This window comes from Brevibacillus brevis (genome assembly GCF_001039275.2).
GTDB classification, from domain to species: Bacteria; Bacillota; Bacilli; order Brevibacillales; family Brevibacillaceae; genus Brevibacillus; species Brevibacillus brevis_C.
In genome coordinates this window covers 5,762,992-5,784,389 of the sequence record NZ_CP030117.1, presented here as the reverse complement: position 1 = coordinate 5,784,389, position 21,398 = coordinate 5,762,992, and the positions used below count along the sequence as shown (strand labels likewise).

General features: G+C 48.1%; 17 protein-coding genes. 14 read left to right on the top strand and 3 right to left on the bottom strand.

The window, feature by feature from the left end; all coding sequences use genetic code 11:
• The first annotated feature begins 11 nt into the window (after positions 1-11).
• The 7 genes from argB (at position 12) to AB432_RS27460 (ending at position 9,716) form a co-directional block, all read left to right on the top strand.
• A complete protein-coding gene (gene argB / locus AB432_RS27490; RefSeq protein ID WP_048035000.1) occupies positions 12-809 on the top strand; it encodes an acetylglutamate kinase in 798 nt (265 codons plus the stop codon).
• A gap of 17 nt (positions 810-826) precedes the next feature.
• On the top strand, positions 827-2,008 hold the full coding sequence (locus AB432_RS27485; protein WP_048034999.1) for an aspartate aminotransferase family protein: 1,182 nt from the start codon (positions 827-829) through the stop codon (positions 2,006-2,008).
• A gap of 148 nt (positions 2,009-2,156) precedes the next feature.
• Complete coding sequence (locus AB432_RS27480) at positions 2,157-3,263, top strand: carbamoyl phosphate synthase small subunit (protein WP_048034998.1); 1,107 nt, start codon at positions 2,157-2,159, stop codon at positions 3,261-3,263.
• Positions 3,256-6,498, top strand: coding sequence for a carbamoyl-phosphate synthase (glutamine-hydrolyzing) large subunit (carB, locus tag AB432_RS27475; protein WP_048034997.1), 3,243 nt, complete (start codon positions 3,256-3,258; stop codon positions 6,496-6,498). Before AB432_RS27480 ends, carB begins: the two co-directional genes overlap by 8 nt.
• Positions 6,443-7,414 (top strand): ornithine carbamoyltransferase, encoded by a 972-nt coding sequence (argF, locus tag AB432_RS27470; RefSeq protein WP_048034996.1) that lies wholly within the window; start codon positions 6,443-6,445, stop codon positions 7,412-7,414. Before carB ends, argF begins: the two co-directional genes overlap by 56 nt.
• A gap of 429 nt (positions 7,415-7,843) precedes the next feature.
• Positions 7,844-8,395 carry a DUF5317 family protein gene (locus tag AB432_RS27465; RefSeq protein ID WP_048034995.1) on the top strand — a complete coding sequence of 184 codons (552 nt, stop codon included), beginning with the start codon at positions 7,844-7,846 and terminating at the stop codon, positions 8,393-8,395.
• Entirely contained in the window at positions 8,379-9,716 is a 1,338-nt protein-coding gene (locus tag AB432_RS27460; protein ID WP_048034994.1) for an HD-GYP domain-containing protein, read from the top strand. Before AB432_RS27465 ends, AB432_RS27460 begins: the two co-directional genes overlap by 17 nt.
• 28 nt (positions 9,717-9,744) lie before the next feature.
• Here the strand turns inward: AB432_RS27460 and AB432_RS27455 are convergent, their stop codons facing one another.
• Entirely contained in the window at positions 9,745-10,284 is a 540-nt protein-coding gene (locus AB432_RS27455) for a histidine phosphatase family protein (RefSeq protein ID WP_048034993.1), read from the bottom strand.
• 277 nt (positions 10,285-10,561) lie between these two features.
• On the opposite strand from AB432_RS27455, the gene AB432_RS27450 reads away from it, so the two are divergent.
• Positions 10,562-11,821, top strand: coding sequence for an argininosuccinate synthase (locus tag AB432_RS27450; RefSeq protein WP_048034992.1), 1,260 nt, complete (start codon positions 10,562-10,564; stop codon positions 11,819-11,821).
• Positions 11,818-13,263 carry an argininosuccinate lyase gene (gene argH, locus AB432_RS27445; RefSeq protein ID WP_048034991.1) on the top strand — a complete coding sequence of 482 codons (1,446 nt, stop codon included), beginning with the start codon at positions 11,818-11,820 and terminating at the stop codon, positions 13,261-13,263. The genes AB432_RS27450 and argH overlap by 4 nt, the downstream gene beginning before the upstream one ends.
• A 64-nt stretch (positions 13,264-13,327) precedes the next feature.
• On the opposite strand, the gene AB432_RS27440 is transcribed toward argH, so the two are convergent.
• The gene (locus AB432_RS27440) at positions 13,328-14,239 is read right to left on the bottom strand and encodes an acetamidase/formamidase family protein (protein WP_048034990.1); all 912 of its coding nucleotides are present in this window, start codon (positions 14,237-14,239) and stop codon (positions 13,328-13,330) included.
• A 139-nt stretch (positions 14,240-14,378) separates the two neighbouring features.
• On the opposite strand from AB432_RS27440, the gene AB432_RS27435 reads away from it, so the two are divergent.
• Positions 14,379-15,479, top strand: a complete 1,101-nt coding sequence (locus tag AB432_RS27435; protein ID WP_048034989.1) for a GerAB/ArcD/ProY family transporter — start codon at positions 14,379-14,381, stop codon at positions 15,477-15,479.
• A gap of 57 nt (positions 15,480-15,536) precedes the next feature.
• On the opposite strand, the gene AB432_RS27430 is transcribed toward AB432_RS27435, so the two are convergent.
• Entirely contained in the window at positions 15,537-16,694 is a 1,158-nt protein-coding gene (locus AB432_RS27430; protein ID WP_048034988.1) for an iron-containing alcohol dehydrogenase, read from the bottom strand.
• A 332-nt stretch (positions 16,695-17,026) separates the two neighbouring features.
• Between AB432_RS27430 and ftsE the strand changes: the two genes are divergently transcribed.
• The 4 genes from ftsE (at position 17,027) to AB432_RS27410 (ending at position 21,391) form a co-directional block, all read left to right on the top strand.
• Positions 17,027-17,713 (top strand): cell division ATP-binding protein FtsE, encoded by a 687-nt coding sequence (gene ftsE, locus AB432_RS27425; RefSeq protein ID WP_007718270.1) that lies wholly within the window; start codon positions 17,027-17,029, stop codon positions 17,711-17,713.
• Positions 17,703-18,599: a permease-like cell division protein FtsX gene (ftsX, locus tag AB432_RS27420; RefSeq protein WP_048034987.1), complete on the top strand. Its 897-nt coding sequence runs from the start codon at positions 17,703-17,705 to the stop codon at positions 18,597-18,599. The genes ftsE and ftsX overlap by 11 nt, the downstream gene beginning before the upstream one ends.
• 27 nt (positions 18,600-18,626) lie before the next feature.
• Positions 18,627-19,829 carry a murein hydrolase activator EnvC family protein gene (locus tag AB432_RS27415; RefSeq protein ID WP_048034986.1) on the top strand — a complete coding sequence of 401 codons (1,203 nt, stop codon included), beginning with the start codon at positions 18,627-18,629 and terminating at the stop codon, positions 19,827-19,829.
• A 92-nt stretch (positions 19,830-19,921) separates the two neighbouring features.
• Positions 19,922-21,391 (top strand): S41 family peptidase, encoded by a 1,470-nt coding sequence (locus AB432_RS27410; RefSeq protein ID WP_048034985.1) that lies wholly within the window; start codon positions 19,922-19,924, stop codon positions 21,389-21,391.
• Positions 21,392-21,398: the final 7 nt, after the last annotated feature.

The window sequence follows — 21,398 nt, the reverse complement described above, 5'->3', positions numbered from 1 at the left end:
GAGGAGAGCAGATGCAAGGAATTGTCGTGATCAAATGTGGCGGAAGCACCATGGATCAGCTACCGGACTCCTTCTTTCAGGCGATTGCTGGACTGCAGGCACAAGGACAAAAGATCGTCATTGTCCATGGGGGCGGACCTGCTATTAACAGTATGCTCGATCAAGTTCAGATTACACCGCAATTTGTCGATGGGCTTCGTGTTACCTGCGAGGACACGCTGCGAGTTGTAGAGATGGTCTTGTGCGGCAGTATCAACAAGGCGCTCGTAAAAAGGCTAACGCAGGCAGGAGCCAAGGCATGGGGAGTTAGTGGCATCGATGGTCAGACTCTTTTGGCAACTAAAACGCCAAAGCCACTCGGGTGGGTAGGAGAAATCAAAAAGGCTGATACGACCATTCCGAAAGCGATTCTTGGGCAGAATTACGTCCCGGTGATCGCACCCCTTTCCGTTAGTGAAGATGGGAAAGAGACATTTAACGTCAATGCTGATGTAGCCGCAGGCGCGATTGCAGCAGCACTCAGCGCCGAAAAACTGATCATGGTGACAGACGTTCCGGGCATCATGCAGTCACAGCCAGATGGAACCAAGGCAGTAGTGCCAGCTACAAGTGCAGAAGGGATACAGGAAATGATTCAGGCAGAGATTATTACTGGTGGAATGATTCCGAAGGTTCAGGCAGCTCTCGACGCTCTCGGACAGGGCGTGGAGCAAGTTGTCATCTGCCGGGGAACCGCTGAAGATCTGCTCGGTGTTTGTGCGGGGCAAACAGTTGGGACAACCGTTCGTATGAATGTTAATTACGTTTAGGTAGGAGGGAAATGAAAATGCATACAACAACAGCGCCTGTGCATCTCATGAATAACTATGCGAGATGGCCAATCAGTTTGGTAAAAGGACAAGGAAACCAGGTGTGGGATGATCAAGGCAAGCAATATCTCGATTTTACGTCAGGAATTGCTGTGACCTCGTTAGGGCATGTCCCGCCAAAAGTAACGGCAAAGCTGCACGAACAGCTCGATACGTTGTGGCATTGCTCGAATCTGGTGCATGTTCCCCAACAAGAGATTTTGGCGGAAAAGCTGAGCCGTCTGTCTGGGCTGGATCAGGCTTTTTTCTGTAACAGTGGAGCGGAGGCGAATGAAGGCTTGATCAAGCTCGCCCGCCGCTATGCACAAAAAGTAAAGGGGACCGACCGTTACGAAATCATCAGCTTTGAACAGTCTTTTCATGGACGGACATTAGCTACCCTGACGGCTACTGGACAGGAAAAGGTGAAGGACGGATTCGCACCATTGCCGCAAGGATTTGTCACCGTTCCTTACAACGACCTCGATGCAGTCAAGTCAGCCATTACAGACAAAACATGCGCGATCATGCTGGAGCTGGTTCAGGGAGAAGGCGGTGTACATCCGGCAGAAGAAGCGTGGGTGAAGTCGCTGCGTGAATTGTGCGATGCGCACGGATTGCTCCTGTTAATCGATGAGATTCAAACTGGGGTTGGTCGCACGGGTACATGGTTTGCCTTCCAGCAATATGACGTGAAGCCAGATGCGATTTCATTGGCAAAAGGCTTGGGAAGTGGGTTCCCGATTGGAGCGGTCGTCGCGACCAAAGAAGTAGCAGAAGCGTTTGCTCCGGGTACGCATGGTACTACTTTTGGAGGGAATCCATTGGCAGCAACTGCTGGAATCGCGACGCTTGCGACGATGGAAGAGGAGCAGACTTTGGATCGGGTAGCCCATATCCATGACGTATTGATCAAAGAGCTAGAGAAGCTCAAGGCAGAGCATCCAGACAAAGTGGTTACGGTTCGGGGAAAAGGATTGCTTCTCGGTGTGGAGCTAACGATTCCTGCTGGTGAGCCGGTTGCGTATGCACGGGAAAAAGGAGTCATTCTGCTGATGGCTGGCCCACAAGTAGTGAGACTCTTGCCATCGTTTGTAACGACCGATGAGGAAGTAAAGCAGGCTATTGCTGTATTAAGCGAGGCACTATCTCAGGTTTAGATGAAAAAGAAAAGAATGCAACGGGTGGAAGTGGCCAAAAAACTCGTTGCATTTTTATAATCTCAAATGTATATTAATACAAAAGGTTGCATAAATTTTCGTTAAGAGCGATTAGGCCGGTGCCCATTGGAGAGGAGTGGCTTTATAGATGAATAGAGAGAAGCAATCGTTAGGAACAGGGTATTTAACGCTGGAGAGCGGCGAGGTTTTTACAGGGAAGCTGTATGGCGCTCCAATTAACGGACTCGGAGAAGTGGTTTTTCATACAGGAATGACGGGATACCAAGAGGTGATGACAGACCCTTCTTTTGCAGGGCAAATCGTTACTTTCACGTATCCCTTGATCGGAAACTACGGGATTAACGAAAAGGATTATGAGGCAGCCAAGCCAGCATTGACAGGGATGATTGTCAGCGAGCTATGCACGGAGCCAAGCCATTACGAATCAAACATGACTTTGGCCCAAGCGGCAGAAGCATTTGGTTTCCCGATCCTTGCAGGGATTGATACGCGAACGATTACAAAGCGCGTTCGTCAAGACGGTACCGTATTCGGTGTCATTTCCGATCAGCCTATGCAGGTAGAGGAAGTTGTGTCCCTACGCTACAAGCACGCCAAGAAATCATTAGTTGCCAATGTATCCAGACAACAAGTGGAGCGGTATCCGGGAACAGGGGAGCATGTCGTCATGATTGACCTCGGCATGAAGCAATCGATTTTGGATGCCCTTCTCGAACAGGGCTGCCGTGTCACGGTCGTTCCTTTTGATACGAGTTTTGCCCAAATCAATACGCTCGCACCAGACGGCTTGTTGTTTTCCAATGGGCCTGGCGATCCGGAGCACTTGCTTGCGTATTGCAGCGAGTGGCGCAAAGCTGTGGAGCAGTACCCGACATTGGGCATTTGTTTGGGGCATCAAGTATTGGCATTGATGTACGGCGGCAAGACAGAAAAGCTCGCATACGGTCACCGCGGCAGCAATCATCCGGTCAAGGATCTGATGACTGGCAAAGTATATATGAGTTCACAAAATCACGGGTACGTGGTCAAGGAAGAGTCTCTGGACAAACGTCAGTTAACGGTTTCCTACCGCAATGTCAATGACGGTTCAGTCGAAGGATTGCGTCACGTCAGTCTGCCTGTTTTCAGTGTGCAGTTCCATCCGGAAGCACATCCGGGCCCTAATGATACATCCCACATTTTCCACCAATTCTTGCAGTCGATGCGCGTAGTAGGAGCGAAGAGATATGGCTAAATTGCCACACATTCATAAAGTATTGGTTATTGGTTCTGGCCCGATCGTCATTGGGCAGGCAGCGGAGTTCGATTATGCAGGTGCACAGGCTTGCCTTTCCCTAAAAGAAGCTGGCGTGCAGGTCGTGCTGGTGAACAACAATCCGGCGACAATCATGACAGATGAACAAGTAGCGGACAAAGTATATCTGGAGCCGCTCACGGTGGAATCCGTGACAGCTATTATCGCAAATGAGCGTCCCGATGGCCTCTTGCCTACGTTAGGCGGCCAAACGGGACTTAATCTTGCTGTTTCGCTGGCAGAAGCGGGCGTGCTGGAAAAGTACAGCGTCCAACTGTTGGGTACGCCGCTGGCTGCCATTCAAAACGGGGAAGACCGTGAGCTGTTCAAGCAATTGATGCAACAAATCGGAGAGCCAGTTCCTGAGAGCGATACAGTCGAATCTGTAGAAGCAGCAATCGAGTTTGCGAACGCGATAGGCTATCCCGTTATTGTCCGTCCTGCTTATACACTCGGTGGAGCAGGTGGCGGGATCGCGGGGGATGAAGCGTCCTTGCGAAAGGTTGCAGCCGGTGGCATTGCAGCTAGCCCAATCGGTCAGGTACTGATTGAGCGCAGTGTAAAAGGCTGGAAAGAGATTGAATACGAGGTCATGCGGGACGCAAATGATACCTGCATCATCGTGTGCAATATGGAAAATTTGGACCCAGTAGGTATTCATACGGGAGACAGTATTGTCGTCGCACCCTCTCAGACGCTGACAGATCGCCAGTACCAAATGCTGCGCAGCGTATCAACGAAAGTGATTCGTTCGCTTGGGGTAGTAGGCGGTTGCAATATTCAATTTGCGCTTGATCCGAATTCCGATCGGTATGTGCTGATCGAAGTAAATCCTCGTGTAAGCCGTTCGAGTGCGTTGGCGTCCAAAGCAACTGGGTATCCAATCGCGCGGATCGCCGCCAAGCTCGCATTAGGCTACGGACTGGATGAGGTACTCAATCCAATCACGGGATACACGTACGCTAGCTTTGAACCAGCGTTGGACTACATCGTTGTCAAAATCCCGCGTTTTCCGTTTGACAAATTCCCACTGGCAGACCGGAAGCTGGGGACGCAAATGAAAGCGACTGGCGAGGTCATGTCGATCGCTCGCAATCTGGAAGCAGGACTTTTGAAGGCAGTTCGTTCCCTGGAACAGGGTTGCACACATTTGACTCGACCAGAGCTGGCATCATGGACACGTGAGGAGCTTGCACATTCCTTGCAGGAAGCGACTGATATCAGACTGTTTGTTTTTGCCGAGGCGATCCGCAAAGGCTTTACAGAAAGTGAGCTGCACAGTCTGACTGGTGTCGATCCGTTTTTCTTGCGGAGCTTGCGTAAAATCGTGGACTTGGAAGTAGAGCTGTCTTGCCACGACAGGACAACACTGGCCCCAGAGCTGTTGCTGGAAGCAAAGCGTCGCGGGTTTGCTGATGAAACCATCGCTTCACTGGTAGGTGCTACACCTGCCGAAATCAAATCATTGCGTCAAGAATCGGGCATTACGCCTACTTATAAAATCGTGGACACGTGTGCAGCAGAATTTGATGCCCAAACCCCTTACTACTATTCAGATTGGCAAGGAATAGATGAGGTGGAGTCATTGTCTGGCCGCAAAGTACTGGTACTTGGCTCAGGTCCCATTCGCATCGGTCAGGGTATCGAGTTTGACTACTGCTCTGTGCATGCAGCCAAAGCGCTTCAGTCAAGTGGGATTGCGGCAGTTGTTGTGAACAACAACCCAGAGACGGTCAGCACTGACTATGAAACTGCCGACCATCTTTATTTTGAACCGCTTCACGTAGAAGACGTGCTGCATATCGCAGAACGCGAACAGGTTGAGGGCGTCATGGTTCAGTTCGGCGGTCAAACCGCGATCAATCTGGCAGCCAAGCTGGAGCATGCGGGGCTGAAAGTAATGGGTACGTCGCTTACAGCTATCGAACGCGCGGAGGATCGCGAGCTGTTCTACACCATGCTGCGAAAGCTGGATATTCCGCATATCCCCGGTAAAGGAGTATCGTCTTTGGAGGATGCGACCGCAATAGCGGAGGAAATCGGCTTCCCAGTTTTGATGCGGCCTTCGTACGTCATTGGCGGGCAAGGTATGGTAGTAGTCCACAATATCGACGAACTGCAAGCAACCATTCAAGACTGGTTGAACCATCCGGACATGAGCATGTTTTTCCCACTCCTCGTGGATAAATACGTTCCAGGCAAGGAAGCAGAAGTAGATGCGGTATGCGACGGACAATCTGTCATTATCCCAGGGATTTTCCAGCATGTGGAGAGAGCGGGCATCCACTCAGGCGACAGTGTAGCCTTGTTCCCGGCTCCTCAGCTGACGGATGACATCAAGCACAAAATCGCGAGCTATACAGAAGCAATCGCGAGGGAAATGGAAGCGGTCGGGTTAATCAATATCCAGTTCGTCATTGATGGCGAAACAGTTTATGTACTGGAAGTAAATCCTCGTGCTTCACGGACAGTACCGATTACGAGCAAAGTGACTGGCATCCCGATGGTTCAATTGGCGGTTCGCGCACAATTGGGTGAAAAGCTGTCGGAGATGGGCTACGGCACAGGGCTTTTGCCAGAGATTCCGTTTGCAGTCGTCAAAGCGCCAGTTTTCTCCACGATCAAGCTGAACGGTGTAGACCCGGTACTAGGTCCAGAGATGAAATCGACAGGCGAAGTTCTCGGCTTGGGGCATTCTTTCGAAGAGGCAGCAGGCAAAGCCTTTGCTTTCAAGGACAATTTGTACGGCGACTGGCAAAAAGGTCAGTTGGTCATGATTTCTCTGGCAGATGGAGATAAGCAGGACGGCATAAGAGAGTCGATTCGACAAATTCAAGCAGATGGTGCCAATCTGGCGGCAACTCCGGGAACGGCCGAGTGGCTTGCAGCCGATGGAATTGTCGTGAAGCATGTCGTGGCAGATGAAGAGGCGTGGATCGAGCTGTTGCAAAAGGAAGAAGCGGCCTTCGCACTTGTAACTGCGACGAAAGGCAATCGTCAGGGCCGGACAGGATTTGCTCTGCGAAGTCGTATGGTACAACAAGGTGTGCCGTTGTTCTCCGCTGTCGATACGTTCGAGTTATACGTGAAGTCTATTATGAAGAAAAGAGGTGGCTCGCATGCAGCCAGTGAAGATATTGGAACACTTTCAAAACTTGCCGTTACAAAAGCATAAAGGGAAAGATTTCCTGCGCGTCGATGAATTCAACGGGGAAGAATTGATGGAGCTGCTCCATCTGTCTGCTCACGTCAAGCAATTGCAAAAGCTGGGACAGCCATTCCAGCCTTTGCAAGGCAAGACGTTAGGGATGATCTTTGACAAGGCTTCGACCCGCACGCGCGTCTCCTTTGAAGTAGGGATGCATCAGTTGGGTGGCCTAGGGATGTTCATGAGCGGAAAAGAGCTACAGCTCGGACGCGGGGAACCGATCAGCGACACAGCGAAAGTTCTCTCTCGGTACGTGGATGCCATCATGATTCGCACCTTTTCCCACTCTTATGTAGAAGAGCTTGCTCTGCACGCGTCGATCCCTATTATCAATGGTTTGACCGATCTGTACCATCCGTGTCAGGCGTTGGCTGATCTGCTGACAATCTGGGAGCATAAAGGCAAGCTGAAAGGAGTCAAGCTCGCCTATGTAGGAGACGGAAACAACGTGGCGAACTCACTGGTGCTGGGCGCAGCTCTGCTAGGTTTGGACGTGCGGGTGGCGACTCCGGCAGGCTATGAAATGGATGCAACAATTGTCGCAAAGGCTACAGAATACGCGAATCAAAGCGGTGGAAAAATGATGGTAACCACTGATCCGATAGAGGCTGTCATGGGGGCAGATGCTGTATACACGGACGTTTGGACTAGTATGGGTTTTGAAGAAGAAAATGAGGTACGATTGAAAGCATTTGCCGACTATCAAGTGAACGAAAAACTGGTAGCAGCGGCAGATCGTGATTATCTCTTCTTGCACTGCTTGCCAGCACATCGTGGGGAAGAAGTGACAACCGGGGTCATCGACGGATCTCGCTCTGTCATTTTTGATCAGGCTGAAAATAGATTGCACGCACAAAAGGCGATATTGGCGGCGCTGGTGTGAACATAGTTCTAGTTAAATAGAACTAGCCGTAATTAAATCGAATAGACTATGAATCTATGATTGCCGAATTTTGTCACTTATGTGTAAAATAAAGGTAGGAAAGAAGCAAGGAAGTACGGACTGTATCTGGTCGCTTGGTCCGTATGGAGCCAGTAGCGAATCCAACCTTTTCCGTAATGGAAAAGGAAAGGGAGCAGGGGCTGTACTTGGTCGCTTGGCCTCTGCATCACGGACAGTAGCGAAGCCAGCTTTCTCCACTATGCCTGAAGGGGGGAAAAGAAAATGAAAAAATGGTTCGCGGCAATTATGATGGTGGTAGCAATCGTAGCAGCTACTTCTGCAAACTTCCATATTGGATAATAAGCGTATTGGAGAAACAAACACCGCTTGGCTGAGTGGTGTTTTTTCTTCAAGCTTGGAGGAAACAACATGCTATTGGATGTAATTGCCCTATCTTTTCTCGTAGCATTGCTGCGAGGGGGGAGAATCAAGGAATTCCCTAAATTCAATCAAATAAAACTTCTTATCGTTACCATATTGCTGCAGGCTTGTGCAGTCTTCTTCCCTACGATCGGTGGCCTTTTCATATCGATCGCGTATGTGTTTATTTTGGCTTTCCTCGTTTTTAATCGAGAATTTGAAGATATGCGGATATTTTTAATCGGCTGGTTTCTGAATGCGATTGCAATTTGGTCTAACAATGGAAAAATGCCAATTGATTTAGTCCAAGCAGCAAAGCTTCCTTATGATTTGGAACCAGTGATTAACGGAACCAATTTCAAGCATAGTGTATTGACGGAAAGTTCAAATTTCCCATTTTTGACGGATGTCATCTACATGCCATCTATCATTCCTCGGATTATTAGCATCGGCGATATTTTTATTATGTTAGGCGCCTTTTTACTTGTTCAGCGATTGATGAATAAACCTATTTCATTACTACAACTTCGCGAAGGTAAAAGTTATGCGACAAAAAACTAATTATGCGGTTTGGATAAAGGGGATTGTTGTACAGATTGGATTTGTCATTGCAGCAATCTATATTTTTTACACATCTTCATCTGAATGGGCTGTTCGTGAGCATTGGGGGGTATTATCTACCTATACCCTCCTGACCATTTTTTCCTGTTTTGCTCCCGTGCGTATATCGAATACGATTTTAACAGTGAACAATGCTGTAATCTTTTCGGGTATCTTGTTGTACGGAGTATGGGTTGGAGTATGGGCTGCTGTTATTGAATCTTTAATCATTGCATTCCTGGTAAGGTTTAATCCACTAAAAGCCATCATTAATATTGGGCAATTGTTAATGACTATATGGACAGTAGCGTTTTTGAAGGATTGGATCGAGGGCTTCGGAACTGTTTCTCCCATTATTAGCGATTTGTTTTTGGCTGTTGTGTATTGGTTTGTGAACCTGATTTTATGTGGATTGGGTATCTCCTATTTTCATCAAATGACTTGGGCGCGAACCGTAAAGATGATGGCAAAAGGCTTTACCTCGACTTACTTGCTGCTTTTAATTCTAGCCGGAGTAGGTTCGCGGTTAGTAGAGTCATATGGACCGCTCACACTAATTCCTATGATGATTGCCTTTATTACGATCAGCTACGTATTTCATCATTACTATGACAACCTTCAAAGGCTTCAGCAAAAAGTAGAAGAGGTCAAGTCATTCAATCACAACTTCTTAACGACAATGGCTGCTTCCATTGACGCACGAGATCGATACACAAGTGGGCATTCTCAGCGTGTAGCTTACTGGGGAAGAGAAATTGCGAGAGATATTGGGTTGTCCGAAAGAAAAGTGGAGGATGTTTATATCGGGGGAATCCTGCACGACATTGGAAAAATTGGCATCGAAGACGAAATTCTCAATAAAAAAGGAAAGCTGACCCCGGAAGAGTACGACAAGATCAAGCAGCATACGGTCATTGGCTACGAAATTATTTTGCAAGCAGGGATGTTCAATGAATTGCTCCCTGCGATCCGCTCCCATCATGAGCGAATAGACGGAAGGGGATACCCGGATGGTTTAGCCGGGGATGAGATTCCACTGATGGCGAGAATTTTAGCTATTTCAGACGCTTTCGATGCGATGGTCGCGGACAGGCCTTATCGAAAAGGTTTGCCTGTGGAGGAAGCGCTTCAAGAAATCAGACGGGGCTCCGGTACCCAATTTGATCCGATATTGGCGGAGCATTTTATCAGAATCGTTCAGCGACTGCCGTACGAAGAGTTGCAGAGCATTATCGGAATGGAGTCCATCCCACAAAAACAGTTACAGGAGGCAATCAGATGAGCTGCCCCTTGTAACTGTTTTTATTCGTTTACGACCATATGCGGATGAGCTCTCTGGTTTCGAAATGACAGGTAAGCTTGAATACATCTGGATTGCTTAATTTCTCCCAATCGTGAAAGCCAAAGCGGTCATCCATTGATTTCATGAGCAAGGCTAGCAGGCATCCGTGACTAACAAGCACGATTTCTTTATGCGCATCTGCCAAAATCTCAGTGAGTAACGAATTTGCCCGGTTTATAGCAGCAAGACTGGATTCTCCCCCTTCGAATTCAAGCGTCATGTCATCGAACGTATCGCGCAGTCGCTCAAACCAATCTTCACGTGGTACTCCGCTAAGGACGCGCTCGACCAAACGTGTGTCTTCTTCAACCACGATTCCACGCTCCTGTGCAAGAGGCTGGATGGTGGCAATCGCCCGATGGTACGGACTAGAAATGATTCGATCAATGGGAGAACCAGCGAAGAAGGAGGCAAGCTCCTGAGCTTGTACTTCTCCCTTTTCCGTGAGCAGGGCTTCGGGTTCTTGGCCAGCAGCCTGACAATGACGTACCAAATAAATTGTTTTCATAGTCCCTCCAACAGACTTCTTCTATGGAATTCCTCCTTTCACTCATTCTCTACCCTGGATAAGTTTCCCTTTTGGTTACGCAAACGTTTATGCATAAACAGATGATGAGTATGCATAAAAACAAGAAACTCTTTATGCGAAAAATGTATAATTCCTCTGCATCTCCGTTTTTTTCTGCGAATTCACAAGAAATATACAAGAAAAATAGTTGTATTTTTATTAGTTCGTTTGTATAATTACTCGCATAAGAGAAACTTCGAAACGGGGAGAGAGAATGATGGCAAAAGAAAAAATTGTGTTGGCCTATTCAGGCGGTTTAGATACATCAGTAGCAATTAAATGGCTGCAAGATACGTATAACTACGATGTCATTGCAGTTGCATTGGATGTAGGGGAAGGGAAAGACCTCGATTTCGTACAGAAAAAAGCATTGCAGGTAGGAGCATTGAAATCCATCGTAGTGGATGCAAAAGATGCATTCGCAGAGGAATTTGTATTGCCAGCTCTGAAGGCAAACGCGATGTACGAAGGGAAGTATCCGTTAGTGTCTGCACTGTCGCGTTATCTGATTTCGCGCGTGCTGGTTGAGATCGCGGAAAAAGAAGGCGCAGTAGCTGTCGCACACGGTTGCACAGGAAAAGGAAACGACCAGGTGCGTTTCGATGTTTCCTTTACAGCGCTGAACCCGGATATCAAAATCGTGGCTCCAGTTCGTGAATGGGGATGGACGCGCGACGAAGAGATTGAATATGCGAAAAAGAACAATATCCCGATCCCAATCGATCTGGACAATCCATACAGCATTGACCAAAACCTGTGGGGCAGAAGCTGCGAGTGCGGTGTTCTGGAAGATCCATGGGCAGCTCCTCCAGAAGGTGCATACGATCTGACGAAGTCGATCACGGATGCTCCAGACGAGGCAGAAGAAATCGAAATTACTTTCGTGCAAGGGAAGCCAACTGCATTGAACGGCGAAGAGCTACCACTTGCTGAGCTGATCCTCAAGCTGAACAAAATCGCTGGAAACCATGGCGTAGGCCGTATCGATCATGTGGAAAACCGTTTGGTGGGCATCAAATCTCGTGAAGTTTATGAGACACCGGCTGCGACTACTTTGATTTTGGCTCACCGTGAGCTGGAATTTTTGACGCAACCTCGTGAGGTCGCTCAGTTCAAACCGATTGTTGAGCAAAAACTGGCGCAAGTGATTTACGAGGGTCTCTGGTATTCACCAATTCGCAATGCTGTCCAGGCGTTCATTGAAGAAACGCAAAAACACGTAACGGGTGTTGTACGCGTGAAGCTGAACAAAGGACATGCGATCGTTGTAGGCCGTACCTCTGCATCGTCTCTCTACAGCCATGAGCTGGCGACTTACAATGCAGGTGACCAATTCGACCACAAAGCAGCACTTGGTTTCATCAAGCTGTGGGGTCTGCCTACAAAGGTGTACGCACAGGTAAACGAGGGTGTACTGCACGAGAATAAAAACACGGCCATTAAGATTTTGGATGAAAAGGATGCGATCAAGCAATGAAACTCTGGGGAGGACGCTTCACGAAGCCGACGAATCAACTCGTAGAAGAGTATACTGCTTCTATTTCTTTCGACCAGAAAATGTGGCGACAGGACATCGTCGGAAGCCTGGCTCATGTTGCCATGTTGGGCAAGTGCGGCATCCTGCCGATGGAGGAAGTAAGACAGATCATCGCTGGCTTGAAAAAGGTTAAAGAGAAAATTGAGCGCGGGCAAGCTGAGTTTCTCGTAGCGCACGAAGATGTGCATATGAATATTGAAAAGATGCTGATTGAAGAGATCGGTCCGGTGGGGGGCAAACTCCACACCGGCCGCAGCCGTAATGATCAGGTTGCGTTGGATATGCACCTGTACCTCAGAGAAAAGCTGATGGAGATTATCCAATTGGCGATGTATTTGCAAGAGGCATTGCTTGAGCAAGCGAGCCAGCATCTGGATACCGTCATGCCAGGTTATACACATTTGCAGCGTGCGCAACCGGTATTGTTTGGCTATCACCTGATGGCGTATGTGTCCATGCTGCAACGCGATATCGAGCGGATGACCGAGACGTGGAAGCGTGTGAACGTACTGCCGCTTGGAGCAGGTGCCCTAGCAGGTACGACATTCCCAATCGACCGCACGTTTGTAGCAGAATTGCTGCAATTTGACGGTATCTATCAAAACAGCATGGATGCAGTGAGTGACCGTGACTTCATCGTCGAATTTTTGGCAGACGCTTCTTTGGTCATGACCCATCTTTCCCGTCTGTGCGAAGAGCTCGTCATTTGGAGCAGTCAGGAATTCTCTTTTGTGGAGCTAGACGATGCGTTTTGTACGGGGTCCAGTATCATGCCGCAAAAGAAAAATCCTGATGTAGCCGAGCTGGTTCGCGGAAAAACAGGGCGTGTTTACGGCAATCTGTTTGGATTGTTGACCGTATTGAAAGGTTTGCCGCTGGCGTACAACAAGGACATGCAAGAAGATAAAGAAGGTATGTTCGATACGGTAGCGACCATTCATGGGGCACTAGCGTTGCTCACTCCGATGATTAAGACAATGCAAGTCAAGGCAGATCGCATGCGTCAAGCAGTTACCAACGATTTTTCCAATGCGACAGACTTGGCAGATTACTTGGTTCGCAAAGACATGCCGTTCCGTCAGGCGCATGAAGTCGTGGGGAGAACCGTCTTGTACTGCATCGAGCAGCAAAAGTATCTTCTCGATCTGACCCTGGAAGAATTCCAAAGCTTCTCAGAGGATATTGGGGCGGATGTTTATGACGCGCTAGCTGTTGAGACCGTTGTCAATGCACGCAACGTGCTGGGTGGGACTGCGCGTAATCAGGTAGAAGTACAAATTGATTGGTACCGCAAGCAACTGGTAGAAACACATGCTTGGGTGGACAAAAACAGTCAAAAGGTCATGATTGAATCCCTGATCGATGTCGGTTCACCTGCATAAAAACGTACATGCAGGAAAAGCAAAAACCCCAAAGCTTTGGGGTTTTTTTTCGTTCTATCCATCCTTATCTACCGACTATTTTCGAATCAAAGCCTAACGCGGTTGCGTACGCTAGAGGCAACTCCATGCGGGCTGTCTTTAAAGGATCGACGACTTGACAGATACGCAAATCTCCCGCAGCGGAGAGCAGGAAGGTGGCTTCGGCCTTTTCTACCCCCAGCTCTTCGTGTAGAAATTGTACCATATTGATTACCGCTCGATCGGCAGCCTTGTCCAACTCTTTTTCCGACGCAATCGTGATCAGGTGCTCTTGGTTGACTGCCATCGGTAACGGCCACTGCTTTCCTTTGATCACATCGAGCTTTACGGTTACTTCCCCCGCAATTTCCACACCACAAACAGCTACTTCACCGTCAGCCATTGCAGCATGAAGGTCACCCAGGGCAAATAATGCGCCTGGAACATTTACGGGTAAAAGCAATGTAGTACCTTCACGCATTTGCTTGCAGTCCATGTTGCCGCCGTGGTCGCCCGGCGTACCGCATGAAATGGCTTCATTGGCAGGAGCTGTTCCAATTACGCCAATCATGGGATTGATCGGAACCTGAAGCTTGTCTGACAAGACAGCTTTTCCATCATGTATCGGAATCATTTTGATCACATTTTCTTGCAGGTCGAATCCCATTACACCTAGTTCTGGTCCGGTAACCATTACGCCTTGAGTTTTAATCTCAATTTTCTGAATATGAACAACCAAAATATCGCCTGGATCTGTTCCTTCTATAAAAATAGGGCCGGAAGCAGGGTTGATCCGATTCCAATCAAGCTCTTGAAACACGGTGTCAGCCGATTGGATTTGGTCCTCGAAGCAATCGCAGGTTTCAAATGTTACGATACTGCCTGCTTCTACCCTCAAGACCGGCCGATTCTCAGGAGACATGGCATAAATCACGTCCTGCTTTTTTACTCTGTACATGGTTGTAGTCCTCCAGTCCATTTCCAAATTTACCTATATTTCTTTATCATAGCATGAAATGCCCACGTGTTTAGCGCCGAATCATGGAGGAAATAATTGTACAAAGGGATCGAAGGCCTAAAGAGAGCAGGGAGCAATCATGCAAGAGAGCTACAAGATCAGTCCCCGTCAACTATTGATGCTCGTCACCCTTGTTACCATTGGGGACTCCGTTCTCGTCCTGCCAGGCATGACGGCTGCACTCGCTAAACAAGATGCATGGATATCCGTCCTGGTTGGGCTTGGGGTGGGACTGCTCAATATTGTCTTACTCATAGCTGTGGGGAAGCTTTATCCGAATCAAAGCTTTTTCACCTTCGTTGATCAAACCGTTGGAAGAGTGTTGGGAACGATCATTACACTCTCGTTTATTAGCTATACTCTTTTTTCAGCAGGGGCGCATGTGATGGAAATTGGCGACTTTGTTGGCACGCATCTATTAGTCGCGACTCCAAGATTCGCGATACAGCTGTTGTTTGTCATAGTGATTATGTTTGGTGTGAGTTTGGGGCTGCAAACAGTCGCAGAATCGGCAGAAATCTATTTTGTCTGGTTCTTTTTCTTTTTTGGTTTACTCATGATTACTCTACTGCCACAGGCGGAAATATCGAGAATTCAACCTGTATTTGAAAATGGGTGGAAGCCTATTTTGCAGGGATCTACGGCGGCAATTGCCTTTCCTTATTCAGAACTGGTCATTTTTATGGCTGTTCTTCCGTTTGTCTCGCCCATCCAGAAACGGATGAGATCGTTTTTCTTGGGGACGTTGCTTGGGGGAATTGTGCTGTTCATCATCATGCTGATGTGTATCCTTGTTTTGGGGGCAGATCAGACTTCGCGGCATTTTTATCCGACCTATGTTCTCATCAAACAACTGAAGCTCGGAAATTTCATTCAGCGGCTAGAGGCGATTATCGCGGTGATCTGGTTTATCGCGGTGAGCGTCAAAATTACGCTGTATTGTCTGTTTTTTCATTTGGGAATCCGTCATGTTTTTCGAATCGACAACTTTAAGGTTTTGATCTTGCCGTACATCGTTTTGCTCATGGTGATGTCCACGATTTTCTCGCCCAATATCGTCGTCTTTGGCGACATCATTTCGAAGTACTGGCCATTCTATGATTTTACCTACAGCATCGGTGTACCGTTGTTGCTGTTATGCGGAAATCTTATTCGGAAAAAATGGCTGAATCAAGACTGACGACTAAAGTAACAAACGCCGTACTCCCATTTCTGGAAGGCGGCGTTTGTTTGTGTTTTACAAAGACATGCGAAGAATCTGTGCCACATCGTCACTCGTCAACGTCTTAAACTGACCGATCGGGCCAAACGGAGTGGCTTTTTCGGCCATGAGCTGCAAGTGCTCGTCGGTGATACCGTAATCAGCCAAGCGAGTAGGGGCACCGATACGCGCAAAGAATGCTTCTGTAGCGGCAATCCCTTCCAAGGCGATCTCATCATCTGTCTTGCTGGCAGGATCGACATTCCATACCTCTGTTCCGAAGCGCACGAAGCGAGTGACGTTTTCACGGTACACATAGCGCATCCATTTCGGGAAGATGATCGCCAGACCGCCACCGTGCGGGATGTCGTAAACAGCGCTAACAGCATGCTCAATGGAGTGGGTTGCCCAGTCTGTTGTGACGCCAACCGGGAGAGTGCCGTTCAATGCCATTGTTCCGCAATACAGGATGTTGGCGCGGGCATCGTAGTCTTCCGGATTGGTGAGGACACGTTCTGCATTTTCGATAACGGTCTTCATGATCGACTCAGCAAAACGTGTTTGCAATGGAATTTCGGTTGTATGCGTGAAATACTGCTCAAATACATGGGACAAAATGTCGCTGATTCCGTAGATCGTTTGGTCGCGAGGTACGCTAAATGTATGCTCAGGGTCCAGAATCGAAAACGCCGGAAACGTCGTACCAGCTCCATGCTTTTCTTGTGTCTCCCAGTTGGTGACGACACTTCCCCGGTTCATTTCCGAACCAGTAGCCGCAAGTGTCAGTACGGTACCGAGGGGTAGAGCCGCTTGTGCGACCGCTTTGCGCGTATAAAAATCCCATACATCTCCCTCGTAAGGCACACCAATCGCGACTGCTTTGGCCGCGTCGATTACACTACCTCCACCTACCGCGAGAATCCAATTGACGCCCTCTTGGCGGCATAGCTCAATTCCTTTGTTCACGGTACTCAGACGTGGATTTGGCTCCACTCCTGCCAACTCATGCACGCGGCAGCCCGCAGACTGGAGGAGAGAAATCACTTTGTCGTAGAGACCAGTTCGCTTTATACTGCCACCACCATATACCAAAAGAACAGTGGGACCTAGTTGTCTTGCTTTTTCCTCGAGCTGGGCCAATTGACCCCGTCCAAAAATCAGTTGTGTCGGGTTATGGTAAGCAAAATTTTCCACGAGATAACCAGCTCCTTTTTTATGATGCCCCTCTTGTCACACTCATTGTAGCCAACTGTTTTCCATGATGCTAGTTGGGAATGTGCAATCTTATTTTCTCCCTAATTCGTGACAGTTGTTAACAATCGAAGCTGTTTCGACAAGAAATGAGAGATTTAGTGGATACCATCCGTGAAACGTGGTGGTATAATGGATAAGATGGGAAATCCCGCTGTTTTTCAACAAGGTATGGCAGCGGTTGCTAGAGGGTAGAGGGGTTTTGTCGATTTTCACTTTAAAATTCAGGATCAAGATACATAGACAAGGATCTGACGAAGTAGGATGTGATTGGCTTGATCGAAATGTTCGATGTGTGGAAAACATACCCGAATGGAACGAATGCTTTGAAAGGTATCAACATTCGGATTGAGAAAGGTGAATTTGTGTACGTAGTAGGCCCCAGTGGTGCGGGTAAATCTACGTTTATCAAATTGATGTACCGTGAAGAGAAGCCAACAAAAGGACAAATCTTCTTGGGTGGCTTTAATGTCAGTAGAATCAAAGAGCGTCAAATTCCATTGGTCCGCCGCAGTATCGGTGTCGTGTTCCAGGACTTCAAGCTGCTGCCGACGTTGACTGTGTTTGAAAATGTCGCCTTTGCGATGGAAGTAATCGAGAGCAATCCAAAACAAATCAAGCCGCGCGTGATGGATGTTTTAGGACTCGTAAAGCTCAAGCATAAAGCCAAAATGCTGCCAAACGAGCTGTCCGGTGGTGAGCAGCAACGTGTTGCCTTGGCACGAGCACTGGTAAATAGTCCGGGAATTATTATCGCGGACGAGCCGACGGGGAACTTGGACCCTGAGACCTCTTGGGAAATCATGAAGCTGTTTGAAGAAATCAATCAGCGTGGAACGACAGTCGTCATGGCTACCCACAATAGAGAAATTGTCAACACCATGAGAAAACGGGTGATTGCGATCGAAGCAGGCCAGATTGCCCGTGATGAGCAGAGAGGGGAATACGGTTATGAAGATTAGGACGCTGGGGCGCCATGTCCGTGAAGGGGTCAAAAACCTCGGGCGGAACGGCTGGATGTCGTTCGCTTCAATTAGTGCCGTGACCATTACCCTCTTTATCTTGGGCGTTTTCCTCATTCTGGCGATGAATGTCAATTACTTTGCGCAAACTGTGGAAAAGCAAGTAGAAATTCGCGTCTTCATGGACTTGCTGGCGACGAAAGAAAACATCACACAGGTTGAGAATAACATCAAGAAACTTCCGCAAGTGGAGTCCGTTTCATTTATACCGAAAGACGAAGGGCTGAAGCAATTTAAAGAGAGCCTTGGTGAAAAAGCGTATTTGTTTGAAGGATTGGAGGAAAGCAATCCTCTGCCGGATGCGTTTGTCGTAAAAACGAAGCAACCGCAAGATACTGCTGCTGTTGCCGCTCAAATTAAAAATCTCCAGTATGTCAAAAGCCTGACCTATGGGGAAGGCACTGTGGAAAAGCTGTTTTCCTTGACAGGAGCAGTCCGTAATGTCGGGATTGCCTTTATTATTGGACTTGGCTTTACAGCGATGTTCTTGATTGCCAACACGATTAAGCTGACAATTGTGGCACGTCGCAGAGAGATTGAAATCATGAAGCTGGTTGGTGCCACGAACTGGTTTATCCGTTGGCCATTCTTTGTGGAAGGGCTCATGATGGGTGTGGCAGGGGCATTGATTCCGACCATTATGTTAACGGTTGGATATTACTACCTTCTGGATGCCATTCACTCCAGTTTTGAAGCTTCCCAACTGTTTAAACTGTTGCCGCTATTCCCGCTCGTGTATCAAGTTGCGTTGGCTTTGCTGGCGATTGGTGCATTCATCGGGATTTGGGGAAGTTTGGTGTCCGTACGTCGCTTCTTGCGAGTTTAATAATTTGAAGAGCGTGGGAGGAGTATCATGAGAAAGAGAATCCTGCTAGCACTCGTAATCACTGGGCTTGTAGTCGGTACTGTGATCCCGACAAATGTGAGCTTGGCAGCGCCTAGTAAGGCTTCTTTGGACAAGATTAATCGAGAGCTAAAAGAAATCCAAAAGAAGAAGAAAAGCCAGCAGCAGCAATTGAAGAAGACCGAAGAACAGATCAATGTCGTGCAAAAAGAGAAAAAAGGCTTGGAAACGCAATTGATGCAAATCGATTTGCGACGCAACGATACACAGAAAAAGCTGGACAAGCTTGAGCAGCAAATGGATGATACCAAGGAAAAAGCAGCACATGCGCAGGATCAACTGGATGAGGCAAAAGACCGCGTGGCGAAAAGGGATGCCTTGCTCAGAACACGTGTGACAGCAATGTATGAACGCGGCACGATCTCTTACTTGGATGTACTTCTCGGCTCCTCTGACTTTGGGGACTTTTTGACGCGTATGCAGGCCTTGCAGCTTATTTTAGAGCAGGACACGCGTATTTTAGAGGATAACATTCGCGATAAGGACACCATCGAGACAAAAAAGAAAGAAATTGATCATCAACTGACTGTGTACGCCGGGATGTTCGATGAGGCTGAGGAGCTCAAAGTCGAATTGGACAAGCAGTACAAGCAAAGTCTAGTGGTCAAGGCTGAACTGGATAAGAAAGAATCTGCTCTTGAAGTGGATTTGGAGCAGTATGGACAGGAGCTTTTGGCTATCACCAAACAGGAATCAGCTAAATATGCAGAGCGAGTACGTGCGATGAGCGCATCTAGTACAGGCTACAAGGGTGGAAAGTTTGCCTTGCCTGTCGCAAGTGGACAATTCCGCTTCACTTCAGGCTTCGGAATGCGGTCAGACCCGTTTACAGGCCGCTCGGCTGGGCATAATGGTTTAGATATGGCAGCACGGAAGGGTACGCCAATTATGGCAGCGGCTGACGGAATCGTTCTCTTTGCAGGATATAACGGCGGCTACGGGAATACAGTAATGATCAAGCATAACGCGGAATATACCACTCTGTACGGTCATATTCGCGAGGGAGGTATCAAGGTTTCTGTTGGGCAAGCTGTATCGAGAGGTCAAAAGATCGCAGAGGTAGGATCAACAGGTCGCTCAACCGGAAATCACGTACACTTTACCGTCTATAAAAATGACGTAGCAGTTAACCCAATGCCGTACTTGAAGTAGACCCTCGTGCGACCAGACAAATATTGTTAACGGAACATGCATACACTAGCAGCATATCTTTTTCCGGTAGCACAAAGGATGGTGACGTAACAGTGAGATGGAAAGGACGTACCGTAATCGCGCTTGTACTCATCTCGATGGTAGCCAGTAGTTTTATTACGATGGCAATCATGAAGACATCGGCTAGCGCCAGTTCGAGTCAAGGTGGGGCTTTAACAGCATCGAGTATGGCGCTGTTTTCTGGGAGCGGAGATTATCCGAAAGAGTTCCAGAAGCTGTACGAGGCGTTTTCAGCAATCAAGAAAGATTACATCCAAAATGTCACCAATGAGCAGTTAGTAGAGGGTGCAATTGGCGGTATGGTCGGGTCGCTTGAAGATCCGTACAGTGATTACATGGACCCTCGTTCTGCTGAGGAGTTCACATCTACCCTGCACTCGACTTTCCAAGGGATCGGGACAGAGGTAACGATGCAAAATGGTCGGGTAACAGTTGTTTCGCCGTTCAAAAACTCTCCAGCCGAGCGTGCAGGGCTACGGCCAAACGACCAAATTTTGAGCGTAAACGACGAATCCCTTGAAGGATTGGACCTGCATCAGGCAGTGACGAAGATTCGCGGGCCTAAAGGTACAAAGGCGGTTCTCAAAGTAGTGAGGGCAGGAGTGCCAGAGCCTCTTACTATCGTGTGTGTGCGGGACGATATTCCGATTGAGACGGTAAACAGTCAGATACTTGAGAAGAACGGTGTTAAGGTAGGCGTGATCAACATTACCCAATTCTCTACAGAAACAGCTAAGCACTTCAAAGATCAGCTGGCTGCTCTCGAGCAGAAGGGGATTGGCGGTTTGGTAATTGACGTTCGAGGCAATCCGGGCGGGTATTTGTTAGCTGTGAAAGAAATCGGAGAAATCCTCGTACCGAAAAAAGGCAAGATCGTGCAAATCGAGTATGGAAATGGCGGACAGCAAAAAGAAGAGTATTTCTCGACTACAGAAGCTGCTAAGCCTTACCCAATCTCGGTACTGATTAATGGCGGAAGCGCTAGTGCCTCGGAGATTCTAGCGGGTGCCCTGCGGGATAGCGGCAATTACAAGCTTGTCGGTGAGAAGACATTTGGTAAAGGAACCGTTCAGAGTACAATGGAAATGAACGACAAGAGCCAATTGAAGCTGACGATTGCCAAGTGGGTCACACCGAAGGGTGAATGGGTCCATAAAAAAGGCATTACGCCAGACTTTGCAGTCAAGCAACCAGACTATTTCAACGCAACTCTGCTACCGGCAGATAAAGTGTTGCAGCGCGATATGGCTGGCACTGACGTGAAAAACCTGCAACTCATCCTGAAGGGCTTGAATCTTTCCCCAGGACGAGAAGATGGCTATTTTGATGAAAAGACAGAAGACGCAATCAAGCAGTTCCAAACCTCCAACAAGCTTGAGGTAACTGGCAAAGTAGACGCGAAGACACGCTCTTCACTGGAAGAAAGTCTCCGTAAAACGATGACGAAGCCAGAGAATGACCTGCAATTGCAAAAAGCTCTGGATGTAGTCACGGGCAAGTAATGAATAA